General features: G+C 69.2%; 23 protein-coding genes. 14 read left to right on the top strand and 9 right to left on the bottom strand.

Going from position 1 to position 21,970, the window contains the following annotated elements:
• Positions 1-344 precede the first annotated feature (344 nt).
• The 5 genes from lnt to ACQPYZ_RS18525 all read left to right on the top strand — a co-directional run bounded on the left by lnt (position 345) and on the right by ACQPYZ_RS18525 (position 4,603).
• Positions 345-1,910, top strand: coding sequence for an apolipoprotein N-acyltransferase (gene lnt / locus ACQPYZ_RS18545; protein ID WP_433157266.1), 1,566 nt, complete (start codon positions 345-347; stop codon positions 1,908-1,910).
• A 55-nt stretch (positions 1,911-1,965) separates the two neighbouring features.
• A complete protein-coding gene (locus ACQPYZ_RS18540) occupies positions 1,966-2,727 on the top strand; it encodes a polyprenol monophosphomannose synthase (protein ID WP_433157264.1) in 762 nt (253 codons plus the stop codon).
• Between the two features lie 3 nt (positions 2,728-2,730).
• Positions 2,731-3,261: an FxsA family protein gene (locus ACQPYZ_RS18535; protein ID WP_433157262.1), complete on the top strand. Its 531-nt coding sequence runs from the start codon at positions 2,731-2,733 to the stop codon at positions 3,259-3,261.
• A 291-nt stretch (positions 3,262-3,552) separates the two neighbouring features.
• Positions 3,553-4,137 carry an HdeD family acid-resistance protein gene (locus ACQPYZ_RS18530; RefSeq protein ID WP_433157260.1) on the top strand — a complete coding sequence of 195 codons (585 nt, stop codon included), beginning with the start codon at positions 3,553-3,555 and terminating at the stop codon, positions 4,135-4,137.
• A 28-nt stretch (positions 4,138-4,165) separates the two neighbouring features.
• Positions 4,166-4,603: a hypothetical protein gene (locus tag ACQPYZ_RS18525; RefSeq protein WP_433157257.1), complete on the top strand. Its 438-nt coding sequence runs from the start codon at positions 4,166-4,168 to the stop codon at positions 4,601-4,603.
• A gap of 57 nt (positions 4,604-4,660) precedes the next feature.
• Here the strand turns inward: ACQPYZ_RS18525 and ACQPYZ_RS18520 are convergent, their stop codons facing one another.
• The 5 genes from ACQPYZ_RS18520 to ACQPYZ_RS18500 all read right to left on the bottom strand — a co-directional run bounded on the left by ACQPYZ_RS18520 (position 4,661) and on the right by ACQPYZ_RS18500 (position 9,417).
• On the bottom strand, positions 4,661-5,815 hold the full coding sequence (locus ACQPYZ_RS18520) for a GDSL-type esterase/lipase family protein (protein ID WP_433157255.1): 1,155 nt from the start codon (positions 5,813-5,815) through the stop codon (positions 4,661-4,663).
• Positions 5,816-5,889: 74 nt separating this feature from the next.
• Positions 5,890-6,261: an RNA polymerase-binding protein RbpA gene (locus ACQPYZ_RS18515; protein WP_130448290.1), complete on the bottom strand. Its 372-nt coding sequence runs from the start codon at positions 6,259-6,261 to the stop codon at positions 5,890-5,892.
• A gap of 197 nt (positions 6,262-6,458) precedes the next feature.
• Positions 6,459-7,832: an MFS transporter gene (locus tag ACQPYZ_RS18510; protein ID WP_433157252.1), complete on the bottom strand. Its 1,374-nt coding sequence runs from the start codon at positions 7,830-7,832 to the stop codon at positions 6,459-6,461.
• Positions 7,833-7,897: 65 nt separating this feature from the next.
• A complete protein-coding gene (locus ACQPYZ_RS18505; protein WP_433157250.1) occupies positions 7,898-8,599 on the bottom strand; it encodes a hypothetical protein in 702 nt (233 codons plus the stop codon).
• A gap of 65 nt (positions 8,600-8,664) precedes the next feature.
• Entirely contained in the window at positions 8,665-9,417 is a 753-nt protein-coding gene (locus ACQPYZ_RS18500; protein WP_433157248.1) for a glycerophosphodiester phosphodiesterase, read from the bottom strand.
• Positions 9,418-9,443: 26 nt separating this feature from the next.
• Here ACQPYZ_RS18500 and ACQPYZ_RS18495 point away from each other — a divergent pair, with 26 nt between their 5' ends.
• Positions 9,444-10,574: an aminotransferase class V-fold PLP-dependent enzyme gene (locus ACQPYZ_RS18495; protein WP_433157245.1), complete on the top strand. Its 1,131-nt coding sequence runs from the start codon at positions 9,444-9,446 to the stop codon at positions 10,572-10,574.
• Here ACQPYZ_RS18495 and ACQPYZ_RS18490 read toward each other — a convergent pair.
• Entirely contained in the window at positions 10,535-11,218 is a 684-nt protein-coding gene (locus tag ACQPYZ_RS18490; protein ID WP_433157242.1) for a GntR family transcriptional regulator, read from the bottom strand. The two genes, ACQPYZ_RS18495 and ACQPYZ_RS18490, sit on opposite strands and share 40 nt — an antisense overlap.
• A 92-nt stretch (positions 11,219-11,310) precedes the next feature.
• Between ACQPYZ_RS18490 and ACQPYZ_RS18485 the strand changes: the two genes are divergently transcribed.
• From ACQPYZ_RS18485 to ACQPYZ_RS18450, 8 genes are read left to right on the top strand one after another with little or no spacing between them, the layout of a single operon-like run.
• Positions 11,311-12,162 carry an NAD(P)-dependent oxidoreductase gene (locus ACQPYZ_RS18485; RefSeq protein ID WP_433157239.1) on the top strand — a complete coding sequence of 284 codons (852 nt, stop codon included), beginning with the start codon at positions 11,311-11,313 and terminating at the stop codon, positions 12,160-12,162.
• The gene (locus tag ACQPYZ_RS18480; protein ID WP_433157236.1) at positions 12,159-13,052 is read left to right on the top strand and encodes a carbohydrate ABC transporter permease; all 894 of its coding nucleotides are present in this window, start codon (positions 12,159-12,161) and stop codon (positions 13,050-13,052) included. Before ACQPYZ_RS18485 ends, ACQPYZ_RS18480 begins: the two co-directional genes overlap by 4 nt.
• Positions 13,049-13,933 (top strand): carbohydrate ABC transporter permease, encoded by an 885-nt coding sequence (locus tag ACQPYZ_RS18475; protein WP_433157234.1) that lies wholly within the window; start codon positions 13,049-13,051, stop codon positions 13,931-13,933. The genes ACQPYZ_RS18480 and ACQPYZ_RS18475 overlap by 4 nt, the downstream gene beginning before the upstream one ends.
• Before the next feature lie 16 nt (positions 13,934-13,949).
• Positions 13,950-15,287, top strand: coding sequence for an ABC transporter substrate-binding protein (locus ACQPYZ_RS18470; RefSeq protein ID WP_433157232.1), 1,338 nt, complete (start codon positions 13,950-13,952; stop codon positions 15,285-15,287).
• Positions 15,287-16,438, top strand: coding sequence for a CaiB/BaiF CoA transferase family protein (locus ACQPYZ_RS18465; protein WP_433157230.1), 1,152 nt, complete (start codon positions 15,287-15,289; stop codon positions 16,436-16,438). The genes ACQPYZ_RS18470 and ACQPYZ_RS18465 overlap by 1 nt, the downstream gene beginning before the upstream one ends.
• Positions 16,435-17,208, top strand: coding sequence for an enoyl-CoA hydratase (locus tag ACQPYZ_RS18460; RefSeq protein WP_433157227.1), 774 nt, complete (start codon positions 16,435-16,437; stop codon positions 17,206-17,208). The genes ACQPYZ_RS18465 and ACQPYZ_RS18460 overlap by 4 nt, the downstream gene beginning before the upstream one ends.
• Positions 17,205-18,050, top strand: coding sequence for an amidohydrolase family protein (locus ACQPYZ_RS18455; RefSeq protein ID WP_433157225.1), 846 nt, complete (start codon positions 17,205-17,207; stop codon positions 18,048-18,050). Before ACQPYZ_RS18460 ends, ACQPYZ_RS18455 begins: the two co-directional genes overlap by 4 nt.
• A complete protein-coding gene (locus ACQPYZ_RS18450) occupies positions 18,050-18,787 on the top strand; it encodes an RraA family protein (protein WP_433157222.1) in 738 nt (245 codons plus the stop codon). Before ACQPYZ_RS18455 ends, ACQPYZ_RS18450 begins: the two co-directional genes overlap by 1 nt.
• 44 nt (positions 18,788-18,831) lie before the next feature.
• Here the strand turns inward: ACQPYZ_RS18450 and ACQPYZ_RS18445 are convergent, their stop codons facing one another.
• The 3 genes from ACQPYZ_RS18445 to ACQPYZ_RS18435 are packed head-to-tail and all read right to left on the bottom strand — an operon-like array spanning position 18,832 to position 21,944.
• Positions 18,832-19,683, bottom strand: coding sequence for a carbohydrate ABC transporter permease (locus ACQPYZ_RS18445; protein WP_433157220.1), 852 nt, complete (start codon positions 19,681-19,683; stop codon positions 18,832-18,834).
• Positions 19,680-20,606 (bottom strand): carbohydrate ABC transporter permease, encoded by a 927-nt coding sequence (locus ACQPYZ_RS18440; protein ID WP_433157217.1) that lies wholly within the window; start codon positions 20,604-20,606, stop codon positions 19,680-19,682. The genes ACQPYZ_RS18445 and ACQPYZ_RS18440 overlap by 4 nt, the downstream gene beginning before the upstream one ends.
• Before the next feature lie 6 nt (positions 20,607-20,612).
• On the bottom strand, positions 20,613-21,944 hold the full coding sequence (locus ACQPYZ_RS18435) for an ABC transporter substrate-binding protein (protein WP_433157215.1): 1,332 nt from the start codon (positions 21,942-21,944) through the stop codon (positions 20,613-20,615).
• Between the last annotated feature and the right edge of the window lie 26 nt (positions 21,945-21,970).

The raw sequence follows: 21,970 nt of genomic DNA, 5'->3' as shown, positions 1-21,970 counted from the left end.
GCCAGTGCCAGGCTTGAGTCGACGGGGGCTGAGATCGCCGGCGGTTAGCCCCCCGCGGGGCAGAGGTGGAAGAGGCTCGGCGGCCAGTAGACAACAGCCGGACGGTTCGCAGCCAGCGCATCGACGGTTGGTCCGAAGGCACGCCGAGCCTCTTTCCTCTTTGTCGAGGAGTTGTCCGGGGACCAACGGCTGAGGCCGATTCACTTCCTCGCTCTCAGTCGATTCTCCTTCACTTTCCGCGATCGGTGCCGAATGGCTACTGACCGGATACATTTGCGTGTCCGGGACGTTGTACGGTCGTGCGACCGGCGTCCGCCGGGAACAGTGAGGACAAGGGGTGCCGCGTGGACCGGTTGAAGGCTCTGGGACGCCTCCTGCCGCGGGTGGCGGTCGCCGTCGTGGCGGGCGCGCTGCTCGGCTTCGCCTTCGAACCGCACGACTTCCCTTGGCTGACGATCGTCGCCGTACCGCTGTTCCTGGCCGCGCTCACCGGCGCCTCGGCCAAGGGCGGGTTCCTGATCGGCGCCGGCTTCGGCATCACCTACTACCTGGTCCTGGTCCCGTGGCTGAGCGTGATCGGCGGCGACGCCGCGATCGCGCTGGCGATCCTCGAGGGCCTGTTCTACGCGGTCTTCGGCGCCTTCGCTCCGCAGGTGCTCAAGCTGAAGTGGTGGCCGCTGTGGATCCCGAGCCTGTGGGTGGCGACCGAGTTCGCGACCGCCTCGGTCCCGTTCGGCGGCTTCCCGTGGGGCCGGCTGGCCTGGGCGTTCTCCGACTCGCCGCTGGGCAAGCTGGCCTCCCTGGTCGGCATCCCCGGCCTGAGCTTCGCCGTCGCCCTGATCGGCGTGCTCGTGTACGCCGTCCTGCGGCCGAAGAGCGCGCTCCGGATCCGGATCGTCGCGGTGGCCGCCGGCATCGCGATCGTCGGCGGCAGCGCGCTGATCGACCTGTCGACCGAGGGCAACGGCAAGGTCGTGAACGCGGCCATGGTGCAGGGCAACGTGCCCGGCAAGGGGCTGGAGTTCCTCGGCCGCGCCCGGACCGTCACCCGGAACCACCTGAACGCGACCCTCGACCTGCAGAAGCGGGTCCAGGAGGGCTCGGAGGACAAGCCGGACATCGTCATCTGGCCGGAGAACTCGACCGACATCGACCCGTTCAAGGACGCCGAGACCCGGGCCGACATCGAGCAGGCGGTCGAGGCCGTCGGCGTCCCGATCCTGGTCGGCGCCGTCCTCGAAGGCCCCGGCCCGAACGAGCGGCAGACCACCGGCGTCGTCTGGGACCCGGAGACCGGGCCCGGCCAGGTCTACGCGAAGCGGCACCCGGTGCCGTTCGGTGAGTACATCCCGTTCCGCGAGCAGTTGCTGCCCTACATCAAGCGGCTGGAGATGGTCGGCCGGCAGACCGCGCCCGGGACGACGCCCGGCGTACTCCCGATCGGGGGAGTGACGTACGGCGACGTGATCTGCTTCGAGGTCGCGTACGACGACGTCGTCCGGGACGTGATGAAGCGCGACGCCCAGATCCTCGTGGTGCAGACCAACAACGCGACGTACGGCGGGACCGGGCAGCCCGAGCAGCAGTTCGCGATCACCCGGATGCGCGCGATCGAGACCGGCCGGACCGTGCTGATCGCGTCCACCAGCGGCATCTCCGGGGTGGTCCGGCCGGACGGCACGGTCGAGCACAAGTCGTCACAGTTCGTGCCGGACGTGTATGTCGCCTCGGTTCCGGTCCGCGACGCCCATACTCTGGCCACCACACTCGGCGGCTGGCCGCAGTGGATCCTGACCGGCCTGGGGCTCCTGGGAGTGGTCCTCGCGCTGGTCGCGCGCCGCAGGCAGGCGCCCAGCGGTCCCGAGGCCCCGCCGGCGCCCACACGCAGCCGCGAAAAGGTCCCGGCCTGATCCCTCAGGCCGGCTCGGAGCCGGTGACAGAGCCGTCGCCGGAGGCAGGAGCACTGTGAGCACTACGCCGTACGCGGATCTCGGCCGGATCCTGGTCATCGTCCCGACGTACAACGAGGCCGAGAACGTCGAGCCGATCGTGAGCCGGCTGCGCGACGCCGTACCGGAGGCCGATGTCCTGGTCGCCGACGACAACTCGCCCGACGGCACCGGCGACCTGGCCGACAAGCTCGCCGCGAACGACGACCACGTCCACGTCCTGCACCGCCAGGGCAAGGAAGGCCTCGGCGCGGCGTACATCGCCGGCTTCCGCTGGGGCCTCGAGCGCGGGTACGGCGTACTCGTCGAGCACGACGCGGACGGGTCGCACCAGCCCGAACAGCTGCCGCGGCTGCTGACCGCGCTGCGGGACGCCGACCTCGTGCTGGGCTCGCGGTACGTACCGGGCGGCGAGGTGCGGAACTGGCCGAAGTCGCGGGAGATCCTCAGCCGCGGCGGCAACATCTACACCCGGCTGGCGCTCGGTGTCCCGCTCAAGGACGCCACCGGTGGGTATCGAGCGTTCCGGCGCGCAACACTGGAGGGAATCGGGTTGGACGAGGTCGCCTCCGCGGGCTACTGCTTCCAGGTCGATCTGGCGTGGCGGGCGGTCAAGGCCGGCTTCCGGGTGGTCGAAGTACCGATCACGTTCGTGGAGCGGGAACGTGGCCAGTCCAAGATGTCGCGGGCGATCGTCGTCGAGGCGATGGCCCGGGTCGGCCGGTGGGGCCTGGGCCACCGGGCACGTCAGCTCCGAAGTCTGGTGAAGAAGGGGTAGGACATGCCTTGGTTCGTGGCTCTCGCGCTGCTGGTGGTGCCGATTTTGGAGATCTACGTGATCATCCAGGTCGGCCAGGTGATCGGCGGCTGGCCGACCGTCGGGTTGCTGCTGGTGGAGAGCGCCCTCGGTGCCTGGCTGATCAAGCGTGAGGGCCGCCGGGCCTGGAACGCCCTGCAGAACTCGCTGCAGACCGCGAAGATGCCCGGACGCGAGCTCGCCGACGCCGCCCTCGTCCTGATCGGCGGCACCCTGCTGCTCACGCCCGGCTTCGTCACCGACATCGCCGGCTTCTTCTTCGTGCTCCCCTTCACCCGCCCGCTCGCCCGCCGAGGCCTCTCCGCCTTTCTCGGCCGCCGCCTGACCACCCGGATGACCACCGGCGGGCCGGCAGGCTTCACCGGCTTCATTCCCGGCGCCGGTCCCACCCGCCCAGGCCCGACTCACCCAGGTCCTACCCACCCAGGCGCCACGCCTCCACGAGCCTCCGACGACGTCATCCAGGGCGAGGTCATCGACCCCGACAAGAAGTAAGCCCTGCCGTCAGCTGGCTCCGCGGCGGGTCGCGGCGGTCGTTCAGCGCCAACGCAGCGGTGGGTGAACACCCTGCGGGAAGCTTCCCGACGCCACCCGGGTGACCAGTACGGCGCTGTTCCTCGCCGTACGCCCGCTGTGGCGCCTGAGCGGGCCGCCCACCAGTGGTTGAGCGCCGGACCAGGAGCGTGGCCAGGGTTGAACCCTGGTCCGATCGGGCGCCCGGATCGCGAGCCTCGGAGGAGCGGCATCGTCCGACGCCGCACAACCTACGGGAGCAGGGAGCTCACCATGACAACGGAAGGAACACTCACCGGAGACGAGACCGGGACGATCCCCAAGTCCCTCCTCTGGCGCGGCCTGTTGGCGATCGCGATCGGCGTCGTCTCGCTCATCTGGCCGGACGTCACCGTCGGCGCGTTCGTCATCCTCTTCGCGGTGTACGCGTTCGTCGCCGCCGTCCTGGACGCGGTCCGCGCGTTCACCAGTGACCGCGGGTGGTCGGTCGCCGGCCGCCTCCTGCTGGCGGTCCTGTCGCTGGCGGCCGGTGTCGTCGCGCTGGTCTGGCCGGGGCCGACAGCCCTGGTCCTGACACTGATCGTGGGCTACTGGGCCCTCTTCACCGGCGTGGTGGAGATCGCGTTGGTCTTCACCAGCGGCCGCCGGGCCGGTGAGCGCGCCTGGCTGATCCTCAGCGGCCTGCTCTCGATCGCCTTCGCCCTGGCGCTGTTCATCCGGCCCGACCTCGGCGCCCTGTCCCTGGCGACCGTCTTCGGCCTCTTCAGCATCTTCTACGGCATCAGCACGGTGGTGACCGCCGGCGACGTCCGCCGGCTGACCCACCCGCCCCGGCGCGTCGCCGACGCCGTCTCCTGACCCCTACCGATCCGACAAGGAGCAGACCATGAACTACACCGAGCAACTGGAGAACCTGCAGCGGCGCGTCGACGACACCGTCGACGAGGTCCGGCTGGCCGCGGCGGAGGACCACGAGCAGCTCGCGGCCCGCATCGACAAGAACCAGAACGACGTCCAGTCGATGCTGAACCAGGGCCGGGACCGGCTCGACCAGGTGAGCAGCCAACTGGACAGCACGTGGGATCAGGTCAAGGCGGACGCGTCCGCCAAGATGTCCGACGTGAAGGCGAAGATGGAACAACGCCGCAAGGAGCGGAACGCCGAGGCGGCCACGTCGGACGCGGAGTGGGCGGAAGCCGACGCCGCATCGGCGATCGACCTGGCGACCTGGGCCGCCGACAACGCCCGGCTCCTGGTTCTTGACGCCCTCGACGCGCGTAAGTACGCCGACGACCTGACCGAGTTGGCCGCGCAGCACCGGTGAACCGGCAGGACGTGGAGGCCGTCGACTCAGGCGACGGCCTCCACGGCGCTGCTGAGGTCAGCTTGCGAAGGCGCCGTCGAAGGCCAGTTTGGTGAAGCGGTCGGCCATGAGTTGGTGGGTCTCGGCGTCGGGGTGCAGGTCGTCGGGGAGGGGGTGTTCGGTGTTGTCGCCTGCGCCGTACAGCTCGCGGCCGTCGAGGTAGTGGAGGTTGGGGTCGGCGCGGTCGGCGACGATGCGAGCGAGGTCCTCGCGGATGAGGTTGAGGGTGAGTTTGCCCGCGGGGATGTCGGCCGGGTCGCCGGTCGCCTGGAAGCGGAGCTCGCCGCGGGCGAGGGCGTCCAGGTCCCACATGGTCGGCCCGGGCGTGTCCTCGTGCATCGGGCAGAGGACGGGGGAGACGACCAGCAGCGGGGTGGTGGGGTGGCCTTCGCGGATGGTGTCGAGGAAGCCGTGCACCGCGGGCACGAACGCGCGGCGGCGCATCGCGTCGGCGTTCACCACGTTGATGCCGAGCTTCACGCTGATCAGGTCGGCAGGCGTGTCCCGCATCGTCCGGGCGATGAACGGTTGCAGGAGCGCGCTGCCGCCGAAGCCGAGGTTGATCACGTCCACGCCGGCGAGCGACGCGGCGCGGCTGACCCAGGTGGTGGTCGGGCTGGTCGCGTTCGAGCCGTGGCTGATCGAGCTGCCGTGGTGCAGCCAGGTACGTCGCCCCTGGTCGGCGGCCGGCTCGACCGGCGCATCGGTGCGAAGGGCAACGAGTTCGGTGGTCTCGGTGTGCGGCAGCCAGATCTCGACGGTCTTCGACACGTCCGGGAGCCCGGCGACCCGGACGGTCCCGGCCGGGCCGTCCTGTCGTGCGGTCGCTCCGGTGGCGAGATCGATCGTGAGGACGTTGCCGCCGGTCACCGTGGCCTGGTCGACCAGTTGGCCGTCGACGAGTACGTCGTACACCCCGTCGGGTGGTGGCGGTGCGCCGGTGTAGACCCGCTTGGTCGGCCGCGTGTCCAGCTCGACCGCGGTCGCGCGGGTGCCGAACGCCAGCCGCACTCCCGCCGGCTGTGATTCCACCATCTCCAGCTGCGGATCGTCGTACTGCCTCCGCACCCACGCGGGCAGCCGGTGCGGCAGTACGCCGGTCTCCGTCGGCTCCAGCTCGACGGCTCCTCGCACGAGGTCGGCCGTGATCGGCGTCGTGATCCAGTTGTGCACGCGCCTAGTTAACCGGACACAGCGAACGGGCCCTTCGCCGCGTCGTTGCGGTGAAGGGCCCGTTCGGGGGTCTGTCAGGCGGTGCGCTTGGTGCGGTGCAGGTGAGCCGGGCCGATCTCGCCCTTGCGGAGCAGCTCGACGCGCTCGGCCAGGAGCTCCTCCAGCTCGGAGATGCTGCGGCGCTCGCGCAGCATGTCCCAGTGCGTACGGGCCGGCTTCTCCTGCTTCGGCTCCGGCTTCTCACCGGTGGAGCGGGCGGCCTCGCTGCCGCAGTGCGGGCACTCCCAGACCGCGGGCACCTCGGCGTCGTGCGCCATGGTGACCTCGACCACGTGGCCGCGGGGGCAGTCGTACGTGATCATCTGGCGCGGCGCGAACTCCACACCGCGGTCATCCTCGAAGCTGACCCCACCCAGCCCCGAACCACGTAGTACGCGATTAGACATGTCAAACCTCCGAGATCGTCATCCGTGCCAACGGTCGGCCGGCCCGGATCATTCCCATTTTGGCATGCCCGAGCCGTATGTACGCACCTGACAGACCGTCGTGACGCCTTGTCATCGGCCGTTCACGGATCACGCTGTGTCGCGACTCACGCCCGGGGATTGTCGACAATCCGACGAGGTAACGCCGCAGCGGCGGGTCAGACGAGGGTGGGCTGGGCGTTGCCGGCTTCGGTGATGCCGCGGCGCATGTCGACGCGGGAGAGGAGCACCAGGCCGACGAGGAAGAAGAGGCCGAGGGCAACGATGGCGGGGCGGTACGAGCCGGTGAGCTGGTGGACCAGGCCGAAGACGAGCGTGCCGAGCCAGGAGGTACCGCGCTCGCCGGCCTGGTAGAGGGAGAAGTACTCCGCCTCGCGGCCCGCCGGGATCAGCTGGCTGAAGGCGGACCGGGACAGCGCCTGGGTACCACCGAGGACGACGCCGATCGCCACGCCCATGGTGAGGAACGGGACGAGCTGCCGCTCCGGCAGCAGGAAGCCGGCAACCACGATCACCATCCAGAACACCAGCCCGCCCATGATCGTCCGCTTGGTGCCGAACCGGCGCGCGAACCGGCCGAACGCGAGCGCCCCGAAGAACGCCACGAACTGCACCAGCAGGATGGTCGCGATCAGCACCTGGGTCTCGAAGCCGAGTTGCTTCTCGCCGTACGTCGAGGAGACCGAGATGACCGTCTGGATGCCGTCGTTGAAGAACAGGTACGCGACCAGGAACAGCAGCGTCATCGGGTAGGTGCGCATGTGCCGCAGGGTCGCGGCCAGCTGGCCGAAGCTCTGCCGGACCAGGCTGCCGCTGCGCACCGGGACGACGTGCGTCGGCGGCCGGTTGCGCAGCTTGACGAACGGGATGAACGTGAACGCGCCCCACCAGAGCCCGGCGGACAGCAGGCTGAGGCGGACCGCGGCCCCCTGGCTGAGGCCGAGCGCGTCGTGGGCGGTGACGACCGCCAGGTTGATCGTCAGCAGGATGAAGCCGCCGAGGTACCCGAACGCCCACGCGCGGGACGAGACGTCGTCCCGGTCGTCCGGGCCGGTGATGTCGATCAGGATCGAGTCGTAGACCACGAGCGACGACCCGAGGCACAGGTTGCCGATGAACAGCAGCAAGGCCCCGAGCTCCCACCGGCCGCCGCCGACGAACACCATGCAGGACGCGGCGAGCGCACCGGTCCAGGCGAAGCCGCACATCAGCAGCTTCTTGCGCTCCAGCCGGTCCGCGATCGCCCCGACCACGGGCAGGAACAGCGCGGACACGAGCGTGGCGACGGTGACGACGTAGAAGGCGAGCGAACCGGGGGAGATGCCGAGGCCGAGGACGTCGAGGTTGGTGTCGCACGCCCGGTCCGTCGTCCCGACGTACCCGCAGGCGGCGGTCTCGGCGACCGAGGTCAGGTACGGCGCGAACAGCACCGTGCCCGTGGTCGTGACGTAGCCCGAGTTCGCCCAGTCGTAGAGGCTGAACCCCCAGTACTCGCGCTTGTCGACCGCCGCCGGGGCGGAGAGAAGTCCCATGCGCGGAAGTGTGTCAGGTCGCCGGGACGAAACGGCGTACCCGCGGATAACACTTCAGCCGCCGGTCAGGTCCACGGATAGAAGGTCCGGTTCCGCGGCCGGTAGACGCCCGGGTCGTCGCGGCCGTCACCGTCCCAGTCGCCGATCACCGGCTTGTCCCCGGCGTTGCCGAAGCGGATGCCGGTTGTCATGCCGACCCGGAAGAAGGCGCTGATGCCGGGCCGGTACACGCCGATGTTGTCGGCGCCGTCGCCGGTCCAGTCGCCGATGATCGGCACGTCGCCGGCGTTTCCGTACGCGATCGCCGCGTAGCCCAGTCGGTGGAAGGTGCTGGTGCTCGGCCGGTAGACGCCGAGGTCGTCGCGGCCGTCGCCGTTCCAGTCGCCGACGATGGGCACGTCACCGAGATTCCCGTACGTCACGGGACTCCGGCCGGGGCGGTGGAACGTGCGCTCGTGCGGTCGGTAGACCCCGATCTCGTCGAGACGGTTGCCGTCCCAGTCGCCGATGATCGGCACGTCGCCGGTGTTCCCGTACGGGAATCCGACGCCGTCCGCCCGGTAGAACGTGCTGGTTCTCGGCCGGTAGACGCCAGGCTCGTCATCGCCGTCGTGGTCCCAGTCGGCGGCGAGCGGAACGTCGCCCGGGTTGCCGAGGGTCAGCGGGCGGGTCAGCTCGGCGTTCGCCGGGGTGGCGTGCAGGGCGACGGACGCGAGGCCCGCGACGAGCGTCGCCGCGGTCGCCAGACGGAACCATCTTCTTCGCATCCTGCATCTCCTCGATCGGCGGTTCGTGTCCGCCTATCGAAGCCGTCGGCCCTTTCACCGTGCTTTCAGTGCCAGGCGTCGCGTTCGATCAGGACGTCGCGGAGTACGTCGGTGCGGTCGGTGATGATGCCGTCGACGCCGGCGTCGAGCATGCGGTGCATGGTGGCCGGGTCGTCGATGGTCCAGGCATGGACCTGCTTACCCGCGCAATGAGCACGGGCGAGCAGGCCGGGGGTGAGGACGCGGAGCGGGCCGTAGCGCTCCGGGATCTGCAGGCAGGCGCCGCGGGTCGGCAAAGGGAACGGAAGGAAGCGGATCAGTCCCGTCTCCCAGTCGCCGTACCCGGTGCACAGACTCGGGCCCAGCTCCCGGCGGATGCGGCGGACGCGAGCCTGGGAGAAGGAGGAGACGCAGACGCGGTCGATCGCGTTCGCGGCGCGCAGTACGTCGGCCGCCGGCCGCAGCCCGTTGTCGGCCTTGATGTCGAGGTTGAACCTCGTCTCCGGGAACTGCTCGAGCAACTCGTCCAGCCGGGGGATGGGCTCGTGCCCGTTGATCTTGGCCTTGCTGACCTCGGACCAGGGCAGCTCGGCGACCACGCCGGTCCGGTCGGTGACCCGGTCCAGCCGGCGGTCGTGGAAGGCGATGACGACCCCGTCGCTGGTCGCGTGCAGATCGGTCTCGAGGTACCGGTAGCCGAGTTTGACGGCGTGCTCGAAGGCGCGCAGGGAGTTCTCGTAGCCGAGGTTGTCCGGGTGCAGCGCGCCGCCACGGTGGGCCATCGCGATCGGCCCGACATGGTCGAGATAGGGGTACACGTCGGCAAGTATGTACCGTTTGGGTGGTGACGGTACTCAGCCCCCGCCCCGACCTGTGGACCCTCGACCCCGATGTCCTGCACCTGAATCACGGTTCGTACGGCGGTGTGCCGCGCCGGACCCAGGACCTGATGGCCGCCCTGCGCGCCGAGACCGAGGCGAACCCGATGCTGTGGTTCCGCTCGGTCGCCGACCGGCTGACCGCGAGCCGGCTCGAGCTGGCGTCGTACCTGGAGACCGACCCGGCTGGCTTCGCGCTGGTGCCGAACGCGAGCGCCGGCGTCACCGCCGCGCTGGCCACACTGCCGATCCCGGCCGGCAGCCGGATCGTCCTCACCAACCACGCGTACGGCGCGGTCCGGTACGCCGCCGAGCGGGCCGCCCGCGCCCGCCAGGCCGAGGTGGTCGTGGTCGACGTACCCCTGGAGGCTGACGACGAGAGCGTGGTGGCCATCGTCTCGGCCGCGCTCGACCAGGCATCCGTCCTGGTCGTGGACCAGATCAGCTCGGCCACCGCGATGGTCTTTCCGATCGCGGCGCTGGTCGCCGAGTGCCACGCGCGGGGGATCGCGGTCGTCGTGGACGGCGCGCACGCGCCCGGCCTGATCGACGCGCCGGCCGCCGACGGTGCCGACTTCTGGACGGGCAACTTCCACAAGTGGCCGGCCGCCCCGCGGGCGACGGCCGGGCTCGTCGTCGCGGAGAAGTGGCGGACGGCGACCCTCCCGCTGATCGTGTCCTGGTCGGAGTACGACGAGCGCCTGCCGGAGCGCTTCGACATGCAGGGCACGTACGACTACGTTCCGTGGATCGCCGCGCCGGAGTCCCTGCGCGTGCTGCACGACCTGCAGTGGCCGGTACGGCGTTCGCAGTTGACCGCCCTCGTCGAGGAAGGCGCGCGGGTGGTCGCGAAGGCGCTGGGGACCGGGGTCGCCGGAGTGGCCCGTCCGGCCGCGACGATGCGACTGGTCGAGGTTCCGTCCACCGTCGACCTGACGGCGGGTGAGGCGTTCAAGCAGCGGGTGTCCCGGGAGCTGAAGGCGGAGATCACGCTGACCGGCTTCGACGGCCGTGGCTTCATTCGCCTGTCGGCGCACGCCTACAACAGCCTCCGGGACTACGAGTTGCTGGCCGAGCGGCTGCCCGGGGTGCTCTGACGCTCGCTGAACGACCGCTCGCCGTGCACCGCCAACTCGGCGAGGACCGCGTCCGGGTCGCCGGCCTCGACCAGGTCGAGCAGCTTGCGGTGCCGGGCGACGTGCTCGTGCAGGTCTTCGTAGTAGTGCTCGCGGGCGTAGAGGTTGCGCGCCATGCACAGGAGCAGCTGCTGCTGCACTGACGCGTACGCTTCGATCAGCCGGCGGTGACCGGCGAGCGCGACGAGCGCGGAGTGGAAGCGGTGACCGGCCTGGACGAGGCTGCCGCGATCCTCGGCGTCCGCGCAGCGCTCCATCTCGGCCAGCGCCTCCTGCGCGTCCTTGAACCGGCCAGGGTCGCGGACCGGTACGCCGAGCTCGATCGCCAGCCGCTCGAGGGCGGTCCGCAGCGTGAGGATCTCGAAGACGTCCTGGTCGGTCAGGGTGGCGACCGTCGACCCGCGCCGTGGCCGGGTGACGATCAGGCCTTCCTGCTCGAGGATGCGCAACGCCTCGCGCAGGGGAGGGCGGCTGATCCCGAGCTGCTCGGTCAGCCGGTCCTCGATCAGCCGCTCGCCCTCGGCCAGCTCACCCGCCAGGATCATCCGCCGGATCGCGTCGACCGCAAGCTGCACGAGACTCGGCGACCGCAACTGTTCTGTCATAGCGCTCATTCTCACCCTGCGATCTTGTCAGCGTCGATTATCTATTGTAGACAATAGTTCATAGACGACAGGTCGGTGAACTGGAGGCATCCGTGGCCGATGACAGCAATCGTTCGTCGCCGGTGGCCTTGATCGGCCTCGGCAACCTGGGGCACCCGATGGCCAAGGCCCTGCTCGGTGCGGGATGGCGGCTCAAGGTTCACGACCGGGACAGCAGTCGCGCCGACGAGTTGGAGGCCGAGGTGGCCACCGGCCCGGAGGACCTGGCGGACTGCCGGGTCGTGGCGCTGGCGGTGCCGGACGACGAGGCAGTGACCGCCTGGGTGGACGACCTGACTCCCCGGCTGGCGGCGGACTCGATCTTCCTGGTCCACAGCACGATCCTTCCGGGGACGGCGAAACGCCTTGCGCAGAAGGTGGAATCACGGGGTCTGGCGTTGCTCGACGTACCGGTCAGTGGGGGAGCGGAGCGGGCATTGACCGGTTCGCTGACCGTGATGGCCGGCGGGCGGGGCGACGTACTCGAGCGGGCGCGGCCTGTGCTCGACGCGGTCGCCGAGACGGTTCTGCACGTCGGGCCGTCCGGTGCGGGTGCCGCGGTGAAGCTGGCGAACCAGTTGATGATGTTCGCGGCTCTCGCCGGCGCCCAGGAGGCGCTGGAGTTGGCGGCGGCGTACGACGTCAACGAGCAGACCGTGCTCGAAGCCGTGTCGACCAGCACCGGCGATTCGTGGATCACCCGGAACTGGGGCTTCTTCGACCGTGTTGCGGCGGCGTACGACTCGGCCGGCACGCCGGTGAAGGACCGGCCGTGGAGCAAGGACCTCTGGGACGTCGTCGCGGCAGCCCGCGACTGTGACGTCCAGGTCCCAGTGGCCGGTCTGCTCGCCCAGCACCTGGCGGAGAAGGTCGAGGCGCACGCCCGGAAGGGAGAGGTGTCGTGAAGTCCCGCACCGGTCGCGAAGGCCTGACCGCCTACGTGTTCCTCAGCCCCTGGCTGATCGGGATCGTGCTGCTCACGCTCGGCCCGATGCTGTACTCCGCCTACCTCGCGTTCACCAGCTACGACCTGCTCAGCGCCCCGCGCTGGATCGGGCTGGACAACTTCCGCCGGATGTTCACCGCGGACCCGCGCTATCTGTCGTCGGTCCGGGTGACTCTCGTGTACGTCGCCGTGTCCGTCCCGCTGCTCCTGATCGTGTCGATGGCCCTCGCACTCCTGCTGAACAAGGGCATCCGCTTCCTGTCCGGCTACCGCGCGCTGTTCTACCTGCCCTCGCTGATGGGCGCGAGTGTCGCGATCGCGGTCCTGTGGCGGCAGATGTTCGGTGGCACCGGTCTGGTGAACCAGGTGCTCGGGGTGTTCGGGATCGAGCACGGCAGCTGGGTCGGCAGCCCGGGGACGGCGCTGTGGACGATCGTGACCCTGAACCTGTGGGCCTTCGGCGCGACGATGATCATCTTCCTGGCCGGGCTCCGGCAGGTGCCGGCCGAGCTGCACGAGGCGGCCGCGGTCGACGGCGCCGGCCCGATCCGCCGGTTCTTCAGCGTCACCCTGCCGCTGATGACGCCACTCATCTTCTTCAACCTGCTGCTGGACACGATCCACGCGTTCCAGGCGTTCACCGGCGCGTTCGTGGTCAGCCGCGGCTCCGGCGGCCCGGCCGACTCCACGCTGTTCTACACGCTGTACCTGTACCAGCAGGGCTTCGCCGAGCTGAAGATGGGCTACGCCTCCGCGATGGCCTGGGCGCTGGTGATCGTGCTGGCCGCCTTCACCGGCTTCCTCTTCCTGACCGCGAAACGCTGGGTCTACTACGGAGACGAACGATGACGACCACGACAGCGTCGATCGCCCGCCCGCTGCTCGGCCGGCGTCGTACCCGCAACCCGCTGGTGATCGGCATCGTCCGGCACGCCGTACTGATCGCCGTGCTGGTGGTCATGCTGTACCCGGTGGTGTGGATGGTGGCCGCGTCGTTCCGGCCGACCGCCGAGGTGATGAACAGCCTCGGCCTGCTGAGCCGGAACTACACGTTCGACAACTACCGCAACGGCTGGAGCGCCGGCCAGCTCGACTTCTCTCGGTACTTCCTGAACTCGGTCGCGATCACCGCGTTGTCGATCGCCGGGAACCTGTTCGCCTGCTCGCTGACGGCGTACGCCTTCGCCCGGCTGGAGTTCCCGCTGAAGCGGGTGCTGTTCGGGCTGCTGCTCGGCACGATGCTGCTGCCGTACCACGTGACGCTGGTGCCGCAGTACATCCTGTTCAACGAGCTGGCCTGGATGAACACCTACCTGCCGCTGGTGGTGCCGAAGTGGCTGGGTGCGGAGGCGTTCTTCATCTTCCTGATGGTCCAGTTCATCCGCACGCTGCCACGCGAGCTCGACGACGCCGCCCGGATCGACGGCTGCGGGCACTGGCGGACCTTCTACCGGATCATCATCCCGCTGTCATTGCCCGCGATCGGCACGACCGCGCTGTTCACCTTCATCAACAGCTGGAACGACTTCCTCGGCCCGCTGCTGTACCTGAACCGCCCCGAGCTGTGGACCGTCTCGCTCGGGCTGAACTCCTTCCTCGACGTCACCGGGGAGTCGGCGTACGGCTCGCTGTTCGCCATGTCCACCCTCGCGCTGGCACCGATCGTCGGCTTCTTCCTGGTCGCCCAGAAGCTGCTGATCGAGGGCGTCGCGACCACCGGCCTCAAGTAACCCTGTGGAGATCCTGATGAGAACACGATTCGGTACGACGGCCCTGGCCTGCGCGGCCCTGCTGGTGGTGGCCGGGTGCAACGGCACCTCGGTGACCGACGACACCGCCGGCGGCGGTACGGGCCAGGACGGCAAGGGCGAGGTCACCGGCGAGCTGCAGCTGACCTTCTGGGGCGGCGCGAACCGGGCCGCGAAGACGAACGCGGTCGCGGACCTGTTCGTCAAGGAGCACGCCGGCGTCACCATCGACCGGCAGAACGCGGACTTCGGCAACTACTTCAACAAGCTGAACATCCAGGCGTCCAGCAAGACCCTGCCCTGCGTCATGCAGCTGCAGGGCCGCCAGCTGAACGACTACACCAAGCGCAAGGTGCTGCTGCCGCTCGACCCGATGATCGAGTCCGGCGCGATCAAGGTCGATGACATCCCGAAGGAGGTCGTCGACACCGGCCGCGGCCCGGACGGCAAGCTGTACTTCCTCCCGTACGGCGCCGCGTACGACGCCGTCGGCGTGAACGAGACGCTGGCGACCCAGGCCGGGGTCGGGCTGCCCCCGGAGGACTACACCTGGGCGCAGTACACGGACTGGATGACGCGCGCCTCGGCCAAGCTGCCGCAGGGCACGTTCGCGGCCGGGTCGCGGGGCGGCCTGCCGAACTTCTTCATCGCCTATCAGCTGGCCAACGGCAAGCAGCTGTTCACCGACGACGGCAAGCTCGGCTTCACCAAGGAGTCGCTGGCCGAGTACTGGACGATGTGGGAGAAGCTGCGCAAGGCCGGCACCACCATGGGCGCGGACGCCCAGGCCGACGAGCCCGAGGGCGCCGAGCAGGGCTTCATCGCCCAGGGCAAGCTGCTGACCGACAGCATCCCCGGCAACGCGCTGACGCCGGCCTCCGGCACGCTGGCCACCAAGGGCGGCGGCCAGAAGCTGACCACGCTGCCGATGCCGTCCGGCCCGTCCGGCGGCGGGAACGCCATGTTCACCTCGGGGTTCGCGATCCCGACCAACTGTGACAACGTGCCGACGGCGGCCGCCTTCATCGACTTCTTCACCAACGATCCGGAGGCCGGTGCGGTGTTCAAGTCCGACAACGGGGCCGCCACCAACCAGAAGGTGCTGCAGGCCCAGCTGGACGACCCGGAGCTGCCGGACCTGAAGAAGCGCGAACTGGCGCTGTACCAGCAGATCGTGGCGAAGAAGCCGCCGACGATCCTCTACCCGCCGGGCTACCAGGCGACCTTCGAGTCCACCTTCACCCGGTCCTACGAGGAGATCGCGTTCGGCAAGAAGACGGTCGAGCAGGCGGTCGAGTCGTTCTTCACCGAGGCGAACGCGGGGCTGGGCGGCTGATGGCCGGCACGACCGGTGCCCTGGACGGACTGCGGGTGCTCGACCTCACCCAGGTGATGGCCGGCCCGTTCTGCACCATGCTGCTGGCCGACCTGGGCGCCGACGTGATCAAGATCGAGAACCCGCACACCGGCGACCAGACCCGGCGGTCCTGGGGGTACGCCGTCCACGGCGAGGACAGCCGCGCCTTCCTCGCGCTCAACCGGAACAAGCGCAGCGTCTGCCTCGACCTGAAGGACCCGGACGACCTGGCCGCGTTCCTCCGGCTGGCCGAGACCGCCGACGTCGTGGTGGAGAACTTCCGCCCCGGCGTGACCAAGCGGCTCGGCGTGGACTACGACACCCTCGCCGCGCGCAACCCGCGGCTGATCTACGCCAGCGTCTCCGGCTTCGGCCAGACCGGCCCGTACGCCGAGCGCCCCGGCTACGACCTGATCGCGCAGGCCATGTCCGGCGTCATGAGCATCACCGGTACGCCGGACGGCACGCCGGTGAAGTGTGGTCTGCCGGTCGGCGATCTCGGCGCCGGCATGTTCTGCGCCCTCGGCATCGTCTCGGCCGTGCACGCCCGCGAGCGGACGGGGGAGGGACAGTACGTCGAGACGTCGCTGTTCGAGGCCGCCCTGGCGATGTCGGTGTGGGAGTCCACGGAGTACTGGGCGACCGGGAACGTGCCGCAGCCGCTCGGCTCGGCGAACCGGATGTCGGCGCCCTACCAGGCGCTGCGGACCAAGGACGGCTACCTGACCCTGGGCGCGAACAACGAGCGCCTATGGCAACGACTGTGCGCGGCCCTGGAGGTCACCGACCTGCTGACCGATCCCCGCTTCGTCACGAACTCGGACCGGATGACGAACCGCGACGACCTCGCCGCCGAACTGGAGGCGCGGCTGGCGACCGCGACCACCGACGAGTGGGTGGCCCTGCTGCTCGGCGCCGGTGTCCCGGCCGGCCCGATCCGCGACTACCGGTACGTGCTGGACGAGGATCCGCACGTCCGCGCCCGCGGCATGGTGCAGGAGGTCGACCACCCGGTCGAGGGCCGGGTCCGCGTGCTCGGCTCGCCGGTGCGGATGAGCGGCACGCCGGCCCGGATCCGGCGGCACCCACCTCTGCTCGGCGAGCACACCGAGGAGGTCCTCGGCGAATGAGTTCGCTGGCGGTCGAACGTGACGGCGCAATCCTACGCCTGACCCTGTCCAACCCTGGTCGGCGGAACGCGATCACCTGGCCGATGTACGACGCCTTGCAGCAGATCGAGCCGACGGTCGCCGGGGCCCCGGGGATCCGGGTCGTGGTACTCCGGGGTGCCGGCGGCGAGGCGTTCGCGGCCGGCACCGACATCCGGCAGTTCACCGACTTCACCACCGGCGAGCAGGGCGTCGAGTACGAGCATCGCGTCGGCCGGGTGATCGGCTCGCTGCTGCGGATCCGGGTGCCGGTGGTCGCGGTCGTCGAAGGACCCGCGGTCGGCGCCGGGCTGGCGCTGGCCGCGTGCAGCGACCTCGTGGTCGCCACTCCGGACGCTGTCTTCGGCGCACCGGTCGCGCGGACTCTCGGCAACACGCTGCCGCCCGCGGTCCTGGCTCGCCTGCAGCAGCGGCTCGGGGCCGGCCGGACGATGGCCATGCTGCTGACGGCTCGCTTGCTCTCGGCAACGGAGGCGGCGAGTGCGGGTCTGGTCGCCGACGTCGTCGAACGGGACGCGCTCGACGCGCACGTTGACGAGCTGCTGGCGCGGATCTGCTCGAACGCCCCGCTCACGCTCGCGTCGCTGAAGGAGATCGAGCGGCGGGTCCTGCGGGACGGACCTGACGCCGAGGCGGACGACGTACTCGCGACCGTCTACGGGAGCCGCGACTTCCAGGCGGGTGTGGCGGCCTTTCTGAACAAACAACGAGCCGAGTGGGAGGGACGATGACGGTCGTCGACGCGCACCACCATTTCTGGCGGGTGGCCGCGCAGGAGCAGCCGTGGCGGGACGACCGGCACGGTGCGATCGCCCGCGACTACACGCCGGACGACCTGGCCGCCGAGTTGACCGCCACCGGTGTCGATCAGACAGTCCTGATCCAGTCGGTCGACGAGCCGGCGGAGAACGACCGGCTGCTCCAGTACGCCGCCGAGGCGCCGTACGTCGGTGCGGTCGTCGGCTGGCTGCCGCTGCCGGACGCCGCCGCGGCCAGGGCGGAGTGGAAGCGGATCGGCAGCGGGTTCAACGGGGTCCGGTGCCTGGTCGGACGCGATCCGCTCGACTGGCTGAACACGCCGGACTCGATCGCGTTGTTCACCGACCTCGCGGCGGCCGGCATGAGCTGGGACGTCGTACCGGTGACGGCCGAGCAGACGGCTGCTGTCGTCGCGCTCGCCGAGGCGGTGCCGGAGTTGCGGATCGTGGTCGACCACCTCGGTCGGCCGCCGATCGACACCGGCGGATGGGAGCCGTGGGCCAGTCAACTCCGCCGGCTGGCCGATTGCCCGCGGGTGGCGCTGAAGGTGTCACTCGGCATCGACCTGCTCACCGCGCTGCCGGCGTGGCCGGACGACATCGGCCGCTATGTCGGCTGGGCGGTCGAGTGCTTCGGCGCCGACCGGCTGATGCTCGCCTCGAACTGGCCGGTGGTCCTGCTGAAAGCGTCGTACCAGGAGGCCTGGTCGGCGCTCCGCTCGACGGTCGAGCGGAGCGTGGCGGGGCCTGACGAGCTCGCGGCGGTGCTCGGAGGCACCGCCGCTCACTACTACCGAACGAAGGGTCAGACCTGATGACGGAAACTGCGAACCCGAACGACCTGTCCAGCCTGTACCAGCATCTGCGCGTGGTGGACGTGGCCGACGCACTCGACGGCATCGGGTACTTCGACATCGGCCTGATGTCGCCCGATGTCCGGCCACTGTGGCTCGGGATGAAGTTCTGGGGCAAGGCGGCCACCATCCGGGCGGTGCCGTCCAACCGGCCGATGTGGAAGCTGGAGAGCACCCAGGACATCGTCGAGGCGCACCGGATCTGGTTCGAGGAGACCGGCAACGTCAAGTTGCCGGGTGACCTCGAGCCCGGTCACGTCGTGGTGATGGACGCGGGCGGCGGCCGCGAGGTCGGCTTCTGGGGCTCGGAGAACGGGATGGGCGCGGTCAAGGCCGGCGCGTCCGGGATCATCACCGACGGGTACTGCCGCGACACCGCCGAGATCGTCGCCCAGCGGACGCCGATCTGCTCGCGGTCGCGCGGCCGCACGATCATCCCGGGCCGGATCAAGGTGGTCGAGACCCAGACCACGATCTCCTGCGGCGGCACCCAGGTGAACCCCGGCGACATGGTCGGCTGCGACGACGACGGCGTGATCGTCGTACCCGCCGAGGTCGCCGACGAGGTCGCCGTACACGCCCGGGCCATCCTGCTCGCGGACATGCGGGCCCGGCGCAAGCACTACGAGGCGCTCGGCATCAAGCCCGACAGCTCGGTCGACCACGAGGCGGTCGAGGCGTACTACGCGAACGTCTGACCCGGGACCGGGGTCCTCGCGGGAGTGCGAGGACCCCGGTGGGGTCAGCCCTTGACGGCTCCGGACGTCATCCCGGCGACGATCTGCCGGTTGAAGAACAGGAACATGATCAGCGGCGGGATCGTGATCAGCAGGATGTTCATGAACAGCAGGTTGTACTGCGTGCTGAACTGACTCTGGAAGTTGTACAAGGTCAGCTGGACGGTTGCGTTCTTGTCTCCCGGCAGGAAGTACAGCGGGTTCACGAAGTCGTTGAACACGTTCACCGACTGCACCACCACGACGGTGATGATCACCGATCTGAGCAGCGGGAAGATCACCCGGAAGAACAACCGCAACGGCCCGGCCCCGTCGATGATCGCGGCCTCGTCGAGCTCGCGGGGGATGGTCGCGACGAACGCCCGGAACAGCAGGATGCAGAACGACAACCCGAACGCGATCTCGATCAGGATCAACCCCGGCATCGTCCGGAACAGTCCGAGCTTCTGCAGCACCCAGATCGTCGGTACAACGGCCGGCGGGATGATCAGCCCGGACAGCACCAGGAAGTTGATGAACGGGTTCCACCGGCTCTTGCGCCGTTGCAGGACGAACCCGGCCATCGCCGCCAGGACGACCATGCCGGTCACACTGGCCACGGTCAGGATCGTGCTGTTGATGAAGGCGATCACCAGCATGTAGTCGCGGGCCTCGAGCACCTCGATGAAGTTCTGCACGATCCGGAACTGGTGCGGCCAGGAGAAGTCGAGGTCGGCCGCCTGCTGCCGGTCCTTCACCGCCGTCAGTGCGATGAAGGCGAACGGGATGACGAACACCACGATCGAGGAGACGATCGCGACCGCGCTCAGCAGGTAGCTGCGGCCCGGCTTGTGGTTGACGAGCTCCGCGGTGCTCACAGGTCCACCTCCTTGCGGTTCAGGAACCAGTTCAGCGGCAGGACGATCGCGGTGACCACCAGGAACAGGATCACGTTGCCGGCGGTCGACAGGCCGTAGAACCCGGCCTGGTACTGCTTGTAGATCACCGACGCGATCACGTCCGAGGTGAACCCGGGACCGCCGCGCGTCATCGCCCAGATCAGCTCGAACGACCGCAGGCCGCCGATCAGCGACAGGATGACGACGGTGACGGTGGCCGGTTTGCACAGCGGCAGCACGATCCGCCGGAACGACTCCCAGGCGCCCGCGCCGTCCACGCGCGCGGCCTCCATGTACTCGCGCGGGATCGAGACGATGCCGGCGATGTAGATCAGCGTCGCCAGCCCGACGCCCTTCCAGACGTCGACCAGCGCGATCGACATCAGCGCCCACTGCGGGTCGGTCAGCCACCCGGGACCGTCGATGCCGAACACGGCGAGCGCGCCGTTGATGATGCCGCGGTCGGGATTCATCAGCACGGTGAAGGTGATGCCGACCCCGATCGTGCTGACCAGCACCGGGAAGAACACCACCGACCGCAGGTACCCGCGGCCGACGATCCGCGAGGTCAGCAGGACGGCGAGCAGCAGCCCGAGGACCACCTTCGACCCCGACGTCACCACGGCGAAGATCAGCGTGTTCGTGAAGCCCTTGACCAGCGCCGGCTCCTGGAAGAACATCACGAAGTTGTCGAACCCGATGAACTTCGAGTCGAACAGCGTCCACCGGGTCAGGCTGTAGTAGAAGGACGCGAACGTCGGGATCAGGAACAGCACGCTGTAGAGCAGCGCCGTGGGCAGGTAGAACCAGAACGAGTACGGCGTGTAGAACCTCTTCCCGGCCGCCTGCGCGGCCGGGGTCGAGTCACTCCGGGACTTCGGCCGAGCCGAGGTAATGGTCACTGGACCTCACCAGCCCGCCAGTCCCAGTTGCTGCGCCTGCTTCTTCACGTCCTCGTCGTAGCGGGCCGCGCCGTCCTTGGCCTTGCGGATGCCGGAGCCGACCTCGACGGTGATCTGCTCCAGCGACGGGCCCTTGACCGGCGACAGGAACTCCAGCGCCAGGCTCGAGCCACCCTCCTTGTCCAGGTACGGCTGCATGTCCTTGATCGACTGCGGTACGTCGGCCGGCAGCTCGCACCCCTCGACGGCGTACGGCCCGGTGGGCACGCCCGCGCTGGCGAGCGACTTGCAGCCGTCGGGGCTGGCCACGAAGGCCAGGAACTTCTTCGCCGCCTCCAGCTTGTCGCCGGTGGTGGTGTTCGGGATGTAGATGCCACCCGGCGTCCAGACGGTCAGGCCGTTCTTGCTCGCGTCGTCACCAGGCAGCGCGAACAGGCCGACGTCCTTGGCCGCGTTCGGGTTGGTCGCGATCATGTCGTTGACCACCCCGGACAGGATCGGGTAGTGCGCACCCTTGCCGGTGGCAAGCATCTTCAGGCCGTCCGGCAGCTTCGCCGAGGCGAAGTCCTTGTTCTGGTAACCGAGGTCGTGCACCTGCTGGGTGTGCTCGAAGCCCTTCAGCGCCGACGGCGAGGTCGCGTACTTCGCCTGGTTCTTGGTGTACTTGTCGACGAAGTCCGGCTCGGTGGCGGCCACGTTGTGGAAGTCGCCGAGGACGAACAGCTGCGAGGTCCAGGTCTCGCCGTACGTCTGGATCACCGGCGCCACCCCGCCGCCGGCCGCCTTGATCTTGGCGTTGTTGGCCATGAACTCGGCCCAGGTCGTCGGCACCTGCAGCCCGAGCTTGGTGTAGACCGGGATGTTGTACAGGACCGCGCCGCCCATGAACCCGCCGGACGGGACGCCGTACACCTTGTCGCCCGACGTCACCGTCTTCTTGAAGTTCTCGTCCAGGTCGCCGATGTACGGCTCGTCGTTGATCGAGGTGAGGTTCTTGTCCGGGGCGATCGCCTGGAACAGCGACCCGGTGTTGTAGGCGAACACGTCGGTCATGTCGCCGGTGGACAGCCGGGTCTTGACGATGTTGTCGCCCTCGCTGCCGGCCGGCCGCGTCTCCAGATTGATCGTGATGCCCGGATTCTTGGCGGTGAAATCCTTGCTGAGCTGCTGGGCCTCCTTGAGATCCTGCTCCTGATTGCCGATCAGGTAGGTGATCTCGACCGAGCCGCCACCGCCCGAGTCGTCACTGGAACCGAGGCTGCCCGCGCTGCACGCGGTCAGCGCGAGCGAACAGACCGCGAGGACGGCCAGTCCTCCCTTACCTGGGCGGAACGTCATCATGACCTCCAAGGGGTGTTTCTACC

Origin of the sequence: Kribbella sp. CA-247076 (genome assembly GCF_050942445.1) — a bacterium.
Lineage (GTDB): Bacteria > Actinomycetota > Actinomycetes > Propionibacteriales > Kribbellaceae > Kribbella.
This window is presented reverse-complemented; position numbering and strand designations above follow the sequence as displayed.